The organism is Azorhizobium oxalatiphilum (assembly GCF_014635325.1).
Lineage (GTDB): Bacteria > Pseudomonadota > Alphaproteobacteria > Rhizobiales > Xanthobacteraceae > Azorhizobium > Azorhizobium oxalatiphilum.
In genome coordinates this window covers 1-12,994 of sequence record NZ_BMCT01000002.1, presented here as the reverse complement: position 1 = coordinate 12,994, position 12,994 = coordinate 1, and the positions used below count along the sequence as shown (strand labels likewise).

At 67.0% G+C, this 12,994-nt stretch carries 12 protein-coding genes; 5 read left to right on the top strand and 7 right to left on the bottom strand.

The annotated features are described in order from the left end of the window. Window positions 1-105 precede the first annotated feature (105 nt). The 3 genes from IEW24_RS08590 (at window position 106) to IEW24_RS08580 (ending at window position 3,326) form a co-directional block, all read left to right on the top strand. Window positions 106-1,095, top strand: coding sequence for an aldo/keto reductase (locus IEW24_RS08590; protein ID WP_188577516.1), 990 nt, complete (start codon window positions 106-108; stop codon window positions 1,093-1,095). A 55-nt stretch (window positions 1,096-1,150) separates the two neighbouring features. Next, window positions 1,151-1,891, top strand: a complete 741-nt coding sequence (locus IEW24_RS08585; protein ID WP_188577514.1) for an SDR family oxidoreductase — start codon at window positions 1,151-1,153, stop codon at window positions 1,889-1,891. A 208-nt stretch (window positions 1,892-2,099) separates the two neighbouring features. After that, window positions 2,100-3,326: a (R)-mandelonitrile lyase gene (locus tag IEW24_RS08580; protein WP_188577512.1), complete on the top strand. Its 1,227-nt coding sequence runs from the start codon at window positions 2,100-2,102 to the stop codon at window positions 3,324-3,326. Window positions 3,327-3,371: 45 nt separating this feature from the next. Here the strand turns inward: IEW24_RS08580 and IEW24_RS08575 are convergent, their stop codons facing one another. From IEW24_RS08575 to IEW24_RS08545, 7 genes are all read right to left on the bottom strand, one after another. Continuing rightward, window positions 3,372-4,595, bottom strand: a complete 1,224-nt coding sequence (locus tag IEW24_RS08575; protein WP_244644318.1) for an ABC transporter substrate-binding protein — start codon at window positions 4,593-4,595, stop codon at window positions 3,372-3,374. A 152-nt stretch (window positions 4,596-4,747) separates the two neighbouring features. Beyond that, complete coding sequence (locus IEW24_RS08570) at window positions 4,748-5,506, bottom strand: enoyl-CoA hydratase/isomerase family protein (protein WP_188577510.1); 759 nt, start codon at window positions 5,504-5,506, stop codon at window positions 4,748-4,750. 1 nt (window position 5,507) lies between these two features. Beyond that, window positions 5,508-6,761, bottom strand: coding sequence for a CaiB/BaiF CoA transferase family protein (locus IEW24_RS08565; protein WP_188577508.1), 1,254 nt, complete (start codon window positions 6,759-6,761; stop codon window positions 5,508-5,510). Between the two features lie 98 nt (window positions 6,762-6,859). Next, on the bottom strand, window positions 6,860-7,765 hold the full coding sequence (locus IEW24_RS08560) for a hydroxymethylglutaryl-CoA lyase (RefSeq protein WP_188577506.1): 906 nt from the start codon (window positions 7,763-7,765) through the stop codon (window positions 6,860-6,862). Between the two features lie 2 nt (window positions 7,766-7,767). Continuing rightward, window positions 7,768-9,156, bottom strand: coding sequence for a tripartite tricarboxylate transporter permease (locus tag IEW24_RS08555; RefSeq protein ID WP_188577504.1), 1,389 nt, complete (start codon window positions 9,154-9,156; stop codon window positions 7,768-7,770). Beyond that, window positions 9,153-9,584, bottom strand: coding sequence for a hypothetical protein (locus tag IEW24_RS08550; RefSeq protein WP_210324163.1), 432 nt, complete (start codon window positions 9,582-9,584; stop codon window positions 9,153-9,155). The genes IEW24_RS08555 and IEW24_RS08550 overlap by 4 nt, the downstream gene beginning before the upstream one ends. 32 nt (window positions 9,585-9,616) lie before the next feature. Beyond that, entirely contained in the window at window positions 9,617-10,909 is a 1,293-nt protein-coding gene (locus IEW24_RS08545; RefSeq protein WP_188577503.1) for a hydroxymethylglutaryl-CoA reductase, degradative, read from the bottom strand. Window positions 10,910-11,163: 254 nt separating this feature from the next. On the opposite strand from IEW24_RS08545, the gene IEW24_RS08540 reads away from it, so the two are divergent. Next, entirely contained in the window at window positions 11,164-12,525 is a 1,362-nt protein-coding gene (locus IEW24_RS08540; RefSeq protein WP_244644262.1) for an aminotransferase-like domain-containing protein, read from the top strand. Window positions 12,526-12,824: 299 nt separating this feature from the next. Continuing rightward, window positions 12,825-12,994, top strand: a 170-nt coding sequence (locus tag IEW24_RS08535) for an ATP-binding cassette domain-containing protein (protein ID WP_188577498.1), incomplete at its 3' end; no start/stop codon positions are given.

Genomic DNA, 12,994 nt, shown 5'->3' with positions numbered 1-12,994 from the left:
CGTGTTTCATGGAAGCACGGAAGCACTCCAGATCATTGATGGAGAATGTCTTGCGGCTTGGATTGCCAAGCAATCAAAGCCGGACATGCTCTGGAGGATTGGCAAGTGAAAAAACGCATTCTCGGCAAAAGCGGTCTTGAAGTCTCGGCCCTCGGCTATGGCTGCATGGGACTGAACTTCGGTTATGCCAGCGCCCTGGGGAAGGCAGAAAGCATCACCCTCATCCGCCAGGCGGCGGAACGGGGTGTCACCTTCTTCGACACCGCTGAAATCTACGGCCCCTTCACCAACGAGGAAATCGTCGGCGAAGCGCTGGCCCCGATCCGCGATGACGTGGTCATCGCCACCAAGTTCGGCTTCGGCTATCTCGACGGCAAGCCGAACGGCGTGAACAGCCGCCCCGAGCGCATCCGCGCCGCCGTGGAGGGCTCCCTGAAGCGCCTCGGCATCGAGACCATCGACCTCCTCTACCAGCACCGGGTCGATCCCGAGGTGCCGATCGAGGACGTGGCCGGGACGGTCAAGGACCTCATCGCCGAGGGCAAGGCGAAGCATTTCGGCATGTCCGAGCCCGGCGCCCAGACGGTGCGCCGCGCCCATGCGGTGCAGCCGGTGGCGGTGCTGCAGAACGAATATTCGCTCTGGACGCGCGGCCCCGAGACCAACGGCATCCTGGAGACCTGCGAGGAACTGGGCATCGGGCTCGTGCCCTACAGCCCGCTCGGCAAGGGCTTCCTCACCGGCGCCATGAATGCCGCCACGGCCATCGGCGACACCGATTTCCGCAAGGGCCTGCCGCGCTTCTCGCCCGAGGCCATGGCCAAGAACCAGGCCCTCGTGGACCTGCTGAAGACCATCGGCGCGGCCAAGGGCGCGACGCCGGCCCAGATCGCCCTCGCCTGGCTGCTGGCCCGCAAGCCCTGGATCGTGCCCATCCCCGGCACCACCAAGCTGCATCGGCTGGAGGAAAACCTCGGCGCGGCGGACGTGGAGCTGACGGCAGCCGATCTGGCCCAGATCGAGGCCGCCGCCAATGCCATCCCGGTGGAAGGCGAGCGCTATCCCGCGCATCTCATGAAGATGGTCGGCATCTGAACATCCCAATCGCGGGCCGCGCCTGGCGCGGCCCGCTGTCCGGATCGGAAACACAATGTCCAATCTCATCGAAGGCAAGGTCGTCGTCATCACCGGCGCCAGCAGCGGCCTTGGCGAGGCCACCGCCCGCCATCTCTCAAGCCTCGGCGCCCGGGTCGTGCTGGGTGCGCGGCGCATCGACCGCCTGCAGGCGCTGGCGCAGGAGCTTCAGCTCGGCCCCTCGGGTGCAATCGAGACCGACGTCACCGACGCGGCCCAGGTGAAGCATCTGGTGGACACCGCCGTCTCGGCCCATGGGCGTATCGATGTGCTGCTCAACAATGCCGGCCTCATGCCCCACTCGCCGCTGGAGCGCGGCAAGATCGCCGACTGGGACCGGATGATCGACGTGAACCTGAAGGGCGTGCTCTATGGCATCGCCGCGGCCCTGCCGCACATGCAGGCGCAGAAGAGCGGGCACATCATCAACGTCTCCTCGGTGGCCGGCCACAAGGTGCGTCCGGGCAGCGCCGTCTATGCCGCCACCAAGGCCGGCGTGCGCATGCTCTCCGAGGGTCTGCGGCAGGAAGTGAAGCCCTACAACATCCGCACCACCATCATCTCGCCCGGCGCGGTGCAGTCCGAACTGCCCTCCAGCATCACCGAGGCGGACGTGGCCAAGGGCGTGCAGGATTTCTACGAGACCGTCGCCATTCCGGCCATCAGCTTCGCCCGCGTGGTGGCCTTCGCCATCAGCCAGCCGGAAGAGGTGGACATCAACGAAATCCTCTTCCGCCCCACCGCGCAGGAACTCTGAGCCGCATGTCCGCGCGCGCGGATGCCGGCGGGGCGGCATCCGCCGCCCTGCCCCGCCATTGATGAATCCGACACATATGCGCATGCGGGCGGAAGCGGCTTATCCGCATCCAGGGGCGGCGCTAGCCTTTGCCTTTCGCTGCGGGAGCCTGCGCCGGACCGGCCTGCATCGCCCGCCCGCAACCCGCCCCTTCCGCAGGACGATCATCATGAGACTATCGCTCGCCGCCTTCGCTCTCGCCAGCATGGCCGTGCCCGTGGAAGCCCAGGAACGCCAGCGCCCGCCGCGCGTCGCCCCGCCGCTCGTGCACGACACCGCCCCCGCGCTCGGCGCCTACACGGATGGCGTGCTGTTCGCCGATGTATGGAAGCGGCCCCAGCTCGCCCCCCGCGACCGCAGCCTCATCACCATCGCCGCGCTGATCGCCGGCGGCCACAGCGCGCAGATGACCGGCCATTTCAATCGCGGCCTCGACAATGGCGTGACCCGCGAGGAGATCATCGCCATCATCACCCATCTGGCCTTCTATTCCGGCTGGCCGAATTCCATGTCGGCGGTCGCCGTCGCCAATGAGGTGTTCGCCAAGCGCAAGCTCCCGCCCATGAAGGCCGATGCCGAGGACGCGCTGATGGCTTTCGACGCCGAGGCCGATGCCCCGCGCGCGGCAGCGGTGAATGCGGCGGTCGCCCCCATCGCGCCCGCGCTCGCCCGCTACACCAACGAAGTTCTGTTCCGCGACCTCTGGCTGCGCAAGGATCTGGAGCCCCGCGACCGCAGCCTCGTCACCGTGGTGGCGCTCATGGTTTCCGGACAGGTGGAGCAGATGCCGTTCCACATCAACCGGGCCATGGATAACGGCCTGACCCAGGAACAGCTGACCGAGGCCGTGACCCATCTGGCCTTCTATGCCGGCTGGCCGCGCGCCATGTCCGCCGTTCCGGTGCTCAAGAGCGTGTTCGAAAGCCGCGCCGCCTCCGCCGCCAAGCCGGTTGCGGCCAGCACGCCGGCCAGCGCGGCCATCGAGATCACCAGCCCCGGCAAGGTTCCGCCGACGCCGACCCCGGAGGCGAACTTCACCGGCAAGGTCCACACCGAAGGACGCTTCCAGCGAGACGCGCCGTCCCGCCTCAGCGGCGGCACGGTCAACTTCCCGGCCGGCGCGCGCACCGCGTGGCACACCCATCCGCTTGGCCAGACGCTGGTGGTCATCTCCGGCTGCGGCCTCGTCCAGCGCGAGGGCGGCCCGGTGGAGGTCATTCGCCCCGGCGACGTGGTGTGGATCCCGCCGCACGTCAGGCACTGGCATGGCGCCGCCCCCGGCACTGCCATGAGTCATGTGGCCATGGCGGAAGCCGAGAACGGCAAGGTCGTGGACTGGATGGAAAAGGTCACGGACGCGCAATACCAGCAGCCGGCCGGCGCCCCGCGTTGCTGAGCCTTCCCCCCGCCGCGTCCTCTCCGGGACGCGGCGGGGCCTGGCTCACTTCTTGACCAGCGGGCAGCGCGACAGGGACAGCGGCTGGAAGGCCTGATCCGCCGGCACGGTGGCCAGCAGCTTGTAATAGTCCCACGGCTGCTTGGATTCGGCCGGCGTCTTCACCTGGAAGAGGTACATGTCGTGCACCATCCGGCCGTCCTCGCGGATCTGGCCGTTCTTGTAGAAGATGTCGTTGACCGGGATCTCGCGCATCTTCTTCATCACGGCTTCGGTCTCGTCCGTGCCGGCCGCTTCCACCGCCTTCAGATAGTGGAGGGTCGCCGAATAGGCGCCGGTCTGCAGCATGTTGGGCATGGCGTTGACCTTCTCGAAGAAGCGCTTGGACCACTTCCGCGTGTCGTCATTCATGTCCCAGTAGGAGGCTTCCGTGATGGTGAGGCCCTGCGCCTCCTTCAGCCCCAGGCCGTGGATGTCGTTGATGAAGCCGGCCAGCGTGGCCAGCTTCTGGCCGCTGTCGGTGATGCCGAACTGCTTGGCCTGCTTGATGGAATTGATGGTGTCGTTGCCCGCATTGGCGAGCGCCACCACCTTCGCGCCGGTGCCCTGCGCCTGCAGCAGCGCGGAGGCGAAGTCCGTGGTGCCTACGGGCAGGCGGGTGCTGCCCAGCACCTTGCCGCCATTGGCCGTCACCACGTTGCCGGTGTCCTTGGCCAGGCTGTGGCCGAAGGCATAATCGGCGATGATGAAGAACCAGCTGTTGTCGCCCTGCTTCACGAGGGCGCTGCCGGTGCTGTTGGCGATGGCGTAGCTGTCATAAGCCCAGTGGATCACATAGGGGCCGCACGCCTCGTTGGTGATGCTCACCGAGCCGGGCGAGCTGAGGGCGATGATCTTCTTCTTTTCCTTGGCGACCTCAAGCGCGGCCAGCGCGGGCGAGGAGGAGGCGACATCGAGGATGGCGTCCACCTTCTCGGCATCGAACCACTTGCGGGCGATGCCGGCGCCGATGTCGGCCTTGTTCTGGTGATCAGCGAACACCACTTCGATCGGCTTGCCGAGCACCTTGCCGCCGAACTCCTCCACCGCCATCTGTGCGCCGGTGACGGCGCCCTTACCGGTGATGTCCGCATAGACGCCGGACATGTCCTCGATGAGGCCGATCTTCACCACATCGTCGGAGATCTTGGCGTCCTGGGCGGCGGCCGGGGCCAGCGCCGCCAGCGAGAGCGGAATGGCTGTGCTGGCGATCAGCATGGCCTTGCGCAGGGCAGTCATCGGATTGGTCGTCATGTTTCCATCCCTTTGTTGTGTTTGTCTGGCGGTTAAACGTGTCCCTGCCCGATAAGGCAGCGGGTGATCTTTCTCTCCGCGGGCGAATACCGGCGCCACGGATCCGGCTGACGGCGTTGGCGCGCCGCTCAGCCCTTGCTGGCGCGGGCCGCGAAGGCCGCAAGGCCGCGCTTGGCGTCGGGGCTGGTGAAGGTCTCCTGCCCGAGGATCGCCTCGCGCGCGAAGGCTTCGTCCCACGGCAGATCCTGCAGCGTGAGGGCGGCCTTCTTGATGGTCTGCACGGCGAGCGGGCTCAGCCGGGCGATCCGCGCCGCCATTTCCTGCGCGCGCGCCTCCACCTCGTCCGCCGCCACCACGTGGTTGAGGATGCCGAAGCGCTCCAGCTCCTGCGCCGACAGCCGGCGGCCGGTGAGCATCACTTCCATGGCGTGGGCATAGCCGATCTGCCGCACGAGGCGCACCAGCGTGCCGCCCGCCGGCACGAAGCCGTGGGCGGGTTCCGGCAGCTGGAACACGGCGTCCGAGGCGGCGATGCGGATGTCGCTGGCCAGCATGATCTCGAAGCCGCCGCCGATGCACAGGCCGCGCACGGCGCAGATGAGCGGCTTGTAGAAGTCCAGCCCCTTCACATGGGCCGGATCCCAGGCGCTGATGTCGAAGCGCCCTTCGGCCAGCGCCGGAATGGATTCGGTCAGGTCCGCGCCGACGCAGAAGGCCTTTTCGCCGCTGCCGGTGAGCACCACCACGCGCACATCGTCATCGTCGCGCGCCGCGATGAAAGCCTTGCCCAGATCCTCATACATCTGGAGGGAAAGGGCATTCAGCTTCTCCGGACGGGCGATCCGGATGGTGGCAATGCCGTCGGTCTTTTCGAATTCGATGGCCATGTCAGATCACCCCGCTGGCCTGAAGGCGCTCGATCTCCTCGCGCGAGAGACCGGCAAGCCGGGCATAGACCTCCAGATTATGCTCGCCCACGTCCGGAGCCTTGGCGAAATCGCCTTCCGGGGCGCCGCTGAGCTTCACCGGCTGGCCGAACATGCGCACCATCTGCGCGCCCACAGGCACGTTGACGATCATGTTGCGGGCCGCGATGTGCGGATCCTCAACCACTTCCTTGATGTTCTTGATGGCGCTCATGGGGATGACGTCGCCCGCCATCTCCTCCAGCTCGGCCTTGGTGTAATTGCTGAACCAGCGCTCAAGGATAGGCCGCACGCGCCGCTCCGCCACATCGGCATCGAAGCGCTTCTCCATGGTGTCGATCTCGGGATCGTTCGCCACCTCGGGTTCGCCGAACATCTGGCAGGTCAGCTTCCAGAACTTGTCCGTATAGCCGCCGAAGAAGACGTAGCCGTCCTTGCAGGGGAACTGGCCGTAGGGGCGCACGAAGGGGTGCTCGCTGCCCAGCGGCGAGGCGATCTCGCCCTTGGTGGTGTAGCGCACCACCGCATTCTCGGTGAGGCTAAGCACCGAATCCTGCTGCGAGACGTCCACCACCTGCCCCTCGCCGCCACGCTCCACCTGCCGCAGCGCGGCCAGCGTGCCGATGGCGGCATAGAGGGAGGCGGCCAGATCGCCGATGATGGTGCCGACCCGCACCGGCGGACGGTCGGCATAGCCGTTCATGGACCACAGCCCGCCCACCGCCTGCCCCGTATTGTCATAGGCGGGGCGGGAGGAGTTGGGGCCGGTGCGGCCGAAGCCGCTGATGGCGGTGTAGACCAGCTTCGGATTTTCGAGCTTCAGAACCTCATATCCGAGGCCGAGCTTCTCCATGGTGCCGGGGCGGAAATTCTCCACCAGCACATCCACCTCGCGCACCAGCTTCTTGAGCAGCGCGCGCCCGTCCTCCGTCTTCATGTTCAGCGAGATGCCGAGCTTGTTGCGGTTGAACTGGGTGAAGAAGGCGCTCAGCTCCGCATCGTCGGAGGCGACGAAGGGCGGGAAGGAGCGGGCATAATCGGGATCGTCCGGATGCTCGACCTTGATCACGGTCGCGCCGAGATCCGCGAGGAGCATCGCGCAATAGGGGCCGGCCACCACGCGTGTGATGTCCAGAACCTTGACGCCCTTCAGCGGGCCGCCGGCCGCCGCATGCGGGGCGGCTCCCGCCGGGGTGGCGGTGCGGTCATTCGGCATGGTCTACTCCCTTACACAATACAAGGCTCTTGGAGGCTTAGCCCCCCGGCCCATTGTCATGAACCGCGCCGGCGACGATGTGCCGGCGCGGTCCCGTATCAACCCTGAATGGCCGGGCGGGCCTTCGACAGGCGCGAGCGGGGCTCGCTGCCCAGTTCCGCCGTGATCAGGCGGGCCGCGGCGAGCACGCCGTCCAGCGAGACGCCGCTGGTCACGCCCATGCCGTCCAGCATGTAGACGAGATCCTCGGTGGCGACGTTGCCGCTCGCCCCCGCCGCATAGGGGCAGCCGCCGAGGCCGCCCGCCGCCGCGTCGATCACGCTCACGCCCGCTTCCAAGCAGGCCAGGATGTTGGCCAGCGCCTGCCCATAGGTGTCATGGAAATGCACCGCGAGGCGCTCCATGGGCACCACGCCCGCCACCGCTTCCAGCATGGCGCGGGATTTGAGCGGCGTGCCGACGCCGATGGTGTCGCCAAGCGAGATTTCGTAGCAGCCCATGGCGGCCAGCGCGCCGGCCACTTCCACCACCTTGCTGACCGGGACTTCGCCCTCATAGGGGCAGCCGAGCACGCAGGAGACATAGCCACGCACGCGGATGCCGGCGGCGGCTGCCGCCTCGCACACCGGCCGGAAGCGCTCGAGGCTCTCGGCGATGGTGCAGTTGGTGTTGCGCTTGGAGAAGGTCTCCGAGGCCGCACCGAACACGGCGATCTCCTGCGCCCCGGCGGCCTGCGCCGCCAGGAAGCCCTGCATGTTGGGCGCCAGCACCGGGAACCACACGCCGGGCCGCGCCGGCAGAGCGGCCAGCACCTGATCGGTCCCGGCCATCTGCGGCACCCACTTGGGCGACACGAAGCTCCCCGCCTCCACGGTGGTCAGCCCCGCTGCGACCAGCGCCTCGACGAAGGCCACGCGGGCCGCCACGGAGACGGGCGTCGCCTCGTTCTGGAGCCCGTCGCGTGGGCCCACCTCGACGATGCGAACCTGCGATGGAATACCCATGCTCACCCTCCGGTCACGAGCTTCGCGATGGTGGGCACGCTCAGGACGGCGGCGTAATAGCCCATGAACTGCACGCCGGTATTCAGACCGAGCGTCCGGTACAGGGTGCCGCCCACGAGACCCACGGTCATGATCACCATAAGGGCCAGCGGCCCGCCTTCCCAGGTGCCGATGACCAGCACCAGACCCACGAAGGTGGCGATGATGGCCTCATGGCTGAGCTTGCGCGAGACGAAAGCCGCAGCCGAGCGGGCGTAGTTCATGGCGAAGGGATAAGCGATCAGACCCGCCAGCAGCACCGCGATCATGCCGTAGCCGAGGAACTCCAGCGGCGTCATCATGGTGTGCAGGTTATGGATCTCGCCCGTGGCGTTGTTGATGGTGAAGACCGGCGGCGCGTTGAACAGCGGCGCAGCAGGACCGGCCGCCACCGGCGACAGCGGCAGGCCGAAGGCGATGAGCGGGATCAGCGCCTCGGCCACATAGGTGGCCTCCGACACGCCGTTTCGCGCGGCGAGCACCGAGGTCAGGCGATGATAGGCATGCTTCACCCGCGCGCCCACCACTTCGCCCAGCATCACCGTCATCGCCACCGGGCTGAACACGAAGGTGGCCGAGGAGATGGCGGCGGTGACGAGGGTCCAGCCGGTCTGGGAGCGATCCAGCACGCGGAAGGGGTTGGGGAAGTAGCCGCCCCAGGACTTCACGTCCGGCGCCAGCACGAAGCTGCGCGGCGCGCTGCGCATCATGCGCCGGCGATCGATCGGCGAGATCACGGCGAACAGGTCCGCCACCAGCGGGCCGATGGCGATGCCGAGGAAGTAGCTCACGCCGAGGCTGATGCCGTAGCTCTTCGTCACCGTCTGCAGGCCCACGATCAGCAGGACGAACGGGACGAGCGCCGCCACCGAAGCCCAGCGGCCCGGCGAGAAATAGGCCACGCCGAGCGCCGCCGCCAGGAAGATCCAGGGCGCGGAGCTGGTGATGTAGGGTCCGAACGGCGCCAGCAGCACGGCGAACAGCACCGCCAGCGGCACCGAGACGAAGGCGGCGATGATGGCGCCGGAGATCATCTTGCGCAGGGCGATGTGCGGCACGCCGAGATTGCGCAGGCTGGTGGCCTGCGGCATCAGCGGCACCGCCAATGTATCGCCTGGAATGCCCAGCAGCGCGGTCGGCACCGCATGCGTCATGTGCTTGGAGACGGCCGCCGCCAGCCAGAAGGTGAACACGCCCGCAGGCGGCGTACCCAGCAGCACCACCAGCAGCGTCACCGGCGCGATGGTGGTGGTCTCGTCGGTGCCGGAGATCAGGCCGATGGCGCTGAACAGCACCGCGCCCAGCAGGCCCATGCCCACTGCGACCATGATGTCGTACATGAGAGGTGTCATGAGTTCTTCGCCTCATCCTGGCGGAGAACCGCCTCATAACGCACGAATGTGTCGTAGAGCCCGAGCTCTTTCATCTCTGCCTGCACCACCGCCGGCAGGTCCTCGGTGCGGCCGAACCGGCCGCCTTCGGCAAGCGCCGCGAGGGCTTCATCGCGCCACGCATCGTCATGCGTGCCCTCGCTGAGATCGCGCTTGGGGGCGAAAAGGCGGGCGCACAGGGCGCCCGCGCCGATGCAGCCCAGAAGGCCGAACAGCATGGCGTAGGTGCGGGCGATCTGCGCCGAGGGCGCATAGGCCATCAGGACGCGCCCCGCGATAAGGTAGCAAGCGAGGGCGATGACGCCCCCGATCACAACGGCCTTGGCCAGGTCCTTCAGGTCGACCGTATCGCCCCAGACCTCGGCATATTTCATGGCGCCGTCGGTCACGGCGGCACGGGGATCGGAAGGACGGTTTTCCATCAGCCCTGACCGCGCAGCTTGGCGAGTTCGGCGACGGCCACGTCCTGACGCACCTGCTTCTTCTCCACCAGGATGGCGGCCAGCGCCGCCACTTCCTCGCCCACCGCGCCGACCGCGATGGCGACGTTGTTGGCGTGCAGCGACATGTGGCCCTGCTGGATGCCCACGGTGGCCAGAGCCTTCATGGCACCGAAGTTCTGCGCGAGGCCCACGGCCGCGATGATCTGGGCCAGTTCCGAAGCCGTGGAGACGCCCAGCACCTTCAGGCAGGCCTGCGCGGTGGGATGGATCTTGGTGGCGCCGCCGATCAGGCCGACGGCGAGCGGCAGCTCAATGGCGCCCGTCAGGTTGCCGTCCTTGTCGGCTTCCCAATGGGTGAGGCTGGTGTAGCGGCCATTGCGGGCGGCGTAGGTGTGGGCGCCGGCTTCCACCGCACGGGTGTCGTTGCCGGTGGCCAGCACCACGGCCGAGATGCCGTTCATGATGCCCTTGTTGTGGGTCGAGGCCCGGTAGGGATCGGCTGCGGCGAACTGGTAGGCGGCGATCATGCCGTCGCGCACCTTCTCGCCGCCGATGGCTTCCACCGGCCAGGTCGCCCGCGCGCGGGCCAGACGGCGATCGGCGAGGTTGGACAGGATGCGCAGATAGACCTTGCCCTGCCCCCAGCCCTCGATCTGCGGCGCGAGGCGCTCGGCCATGGTGTTGACCGCGTTGGCGCCCATGGCGTCGCGGGTGTCGACGATGATGTGGGTGATCACCATCGGGCCACCCTTGCTCTCGATGATGCGCACTTCCAGATCGCGGAAGCCGCCGCCGAGCTTCACCAGCATGGGATCGCAGGCATCGCAGATCTCGGCGATCTCGGCCTTGCGCTCCAGAATGCGGATGCGGGCATTCTCGGGATCGCTCGCGCCCACCAGCTGGATCTGGGCGATCATGTTGGTGGAGGACATGGAGGTGATGAAGCCGCCGGCGTCGTAGCACTGGCGGGCCGAATTGCAGACCGCGGCCACCACGGACGATTCTTCGGTGGCCATGGGCACCAGCACGTCGCGCCCGTCCACCTTCACATTGGTGGCGATGCCCACCGGGATGGAGATGGTCGAGATGGCGTTTTCGATCATGTGATCAGCAAGATGGGGGTCGATGTTGCCCGCCTTGCCCAGCTGCGCCGTGGTCGCCGCGTCGAGGCCGGCGAAGCTTTCCACTTCAGCCAGGCGCTGCTCGGGGGACATCTTGTGGAAGCCGCTGATGCGCGAAGAGCGCGCATTCTGGGGAAACGTGGAGGACATGAACACCCCTTCTCTCTGCATCCTGCAACGCCGTCTTGGCGGAAAAGGCAGACAGAACAGGGCTTTCGAGACGGGCTCCACCCCCTCGAATTCCTCCCGACTTCTCCCTTTTTCCGCCTTTGAACCGGCGGTATGCTCCGGAGACTGTCCCCCCGATTGCCAGCAATCAAGGGACAGTTCTCCCGAGTTTCAATGGGACTGTCATGGTCATATCTCTGGGTCAGTTCGAACGCAAAGAGCCGCCACGGACCAGAGTGGATGCCCTGGTGGAGGAGCTGGGGCGGCGTATTGCCGCCAGCGAGCTGAAGGCGGGAGAGAAGATGGCCTCCGTCCGCAAGGGGGCGGAACGCCATGGCGTCTCGAAAAACACCATGGCCGAGGTCTATGACCGTCTGGTCGCCACCGGACAGTTGGAGGCCCGCCCCGGCTCCGGCTATTACGTCATTTCAAACGACTGGGTGCCGGCGGTGCAGCCCCGCCCCCATGTGGCCGAGGCGCTCGATCTGGTGTCCCTGCTGCGTGAGCAGCTGGATCATCATTACGAACTGCGCCCCGGCGATGGCCGCCCGCCCGCCTCATGGATGGAGGGCTCGGAGATCGGCGCCCAGTTCGCCCGCGCCGGAAAGCCGCATGGCGCCTTCCAGCACGGCTACGGCAGCTCACGCGGCTTTCTGCCGCTGCGTGAACAGATCGCGCAGACCCTGAACCAGCGCGGCATCCGCTGCGACGACGGACAGGTGCTGATGACGCACGGCGCCAATCATGCCCTCGACCTCATCATGCGGCACTTTCTCGAACCGGGGGACACGGCGTTCGTGGACACGCCGGGCTATTACCCTTTGTTCGGCAAGCTGCGGCTCGGCAAGGTGCGCCTCGTCGGCGTGCGCCGCCTGCCGGACGGTCCCGACCTCGCAGATCTGGAGGCGAAGCTGGCGGTGGAGCGGCCGAAGGTCTTCTTCACCCAGTCCCTGGCCCACAATCCCACCGGCGCCACGCTCTCCCTGACCACCGCCTACGGCCTGCTGCGGCTGGCGGAGCAATATGGCTTCACCATCGTCGAGGACGATCCCTTCGCCGATCTGCTGCCGCCCGCCAGCCCGCGCCTTGCCGGGCTCGATCAGCTCAACCGCGTGCTTTATGTGGGCACCTTCTCCAAGACCCTCTCCGCCTCCTTGCGCGTGGGCTTCGTGGCCGCCCGCCGGGGGCTTGCGGATGCCCTCGCCGACATCAAGCTGGTGACGGGGGTCGCCACCTCCGAGCATGTGGAGCGTCTCGTCCACGGGCTCATCGCCAATGGCCATTATCTGCGTCACCTGCGCCGGCTGCGCAGCCGTATCGAGAGCGCCACCATCCAGGCTCTGGCGGACCTTTCGGCGATCGGCTTCTCCCTGTCCCCGCCGCGCGACTGCGGCTTCTATCTGTGGCTCGAAATGCCGCCGGGCACGGACGAGGAGGAGGTCTGCCGGCTGGCGGCGGAACGCAGCATCTTCCTGGCGCCCAGCAACGTTTTCCGCACCGATCGACAGCCGGGCCCGGCGGCGTTCCGCATCAATGTGGCCTATGCCAGTCACCCGCAGCTGCTCGATTTCCTGTCCCGCTTCGGCACCAGGGCCTGAACCGGGACGTAAGCCCTTCCCTGCCCTGCCCGGACGGGCTAGACAATCGGCCTCCGCAACATGGGGTTGCATCTTCGGCACGTCCTGATTGCTTCCCTTGCGTTCAGGTCTGTGACATCCCGCTATGGCAGCCTGCGATGCGATCATCGCCGCAGGGGGCTGACGGACGATCCGGGGATCCGCCGGACGGATAGAGGAAGTTTACCGAGCAACGGACCAACGACCGCACATCGCCGAGCCGCGGTACCGTCAGCATTCATGGACAGAAGCGAAAATCGCACGTCCGAAAGGGAGGAAGAATGGATGTTCCATACATCGTCGAGGCCGAAGGCCTGACGAAGGAGTTCAAAGGGTTCGCGGCCGTCAAGAACGTGAATCTGAAGATCCGCCGCCACACGATTCACGCCCTGATCGGGCCGAACGGGGCGGGCAAGACCACCTGTTTCAACCTCATCACCAAGTTCCTCGA

Excerpts from the sequence above, each read along its gene's own strand:
- IEW24_RS08585 (WP_188577514.1), top strand. The coding sequence starts at position 1,151 with ATGTCCAATCTCATCGAAGGCAAGGTCGTCGTCATCACCGGCGCCAGC.
- IEW24_RS08580 (WP_188577512.1), top strand. The coding sequence starts at position 2,100 with ATGAGACTATCGCTCGCCGCCTTCGCTCTCGCCAGCATGGCCGTGCCC.
- IEW24_RS08570 (WP_188577510.1), bottom strand. The coding sequence starts at position 5,506 with ATGGCCATCGAATTCGAAAAGACCGACGGCATTGCCACCATCCGGATC.
- IEW24_RS08565 (WP_188577508.1), bottom strand. The coding sequence starts at position 6,761 with ATGCCGAATGACCGCACCGCCACCCCGGCGGGAGCCGCCCCGCATGCG.
- IEW24_RS08560 (WP_188577506.1), bottom strand. The coding sequence starts at position 7,765 with ATGGGTATTCCATCGCAGGTTCGCATCGTCGAGGTGGGCCCACGCGAC.
- IEW24_RS08555 (WP_188577504.1), bottom strand. The coding sequence starts at position 9,156 with ATGACACCTCTCATGTACGACATCATGGTCGCAGTGGGCATGGGCCTG.
- IEW24_RS08545 (WP_188577503.1), bottom strand. The coding sequence starts at position 10,909 with ATGTCCTCCACGTTTCCCCAGAATGCGCGCTCTTCGCGCATCAGCGGC.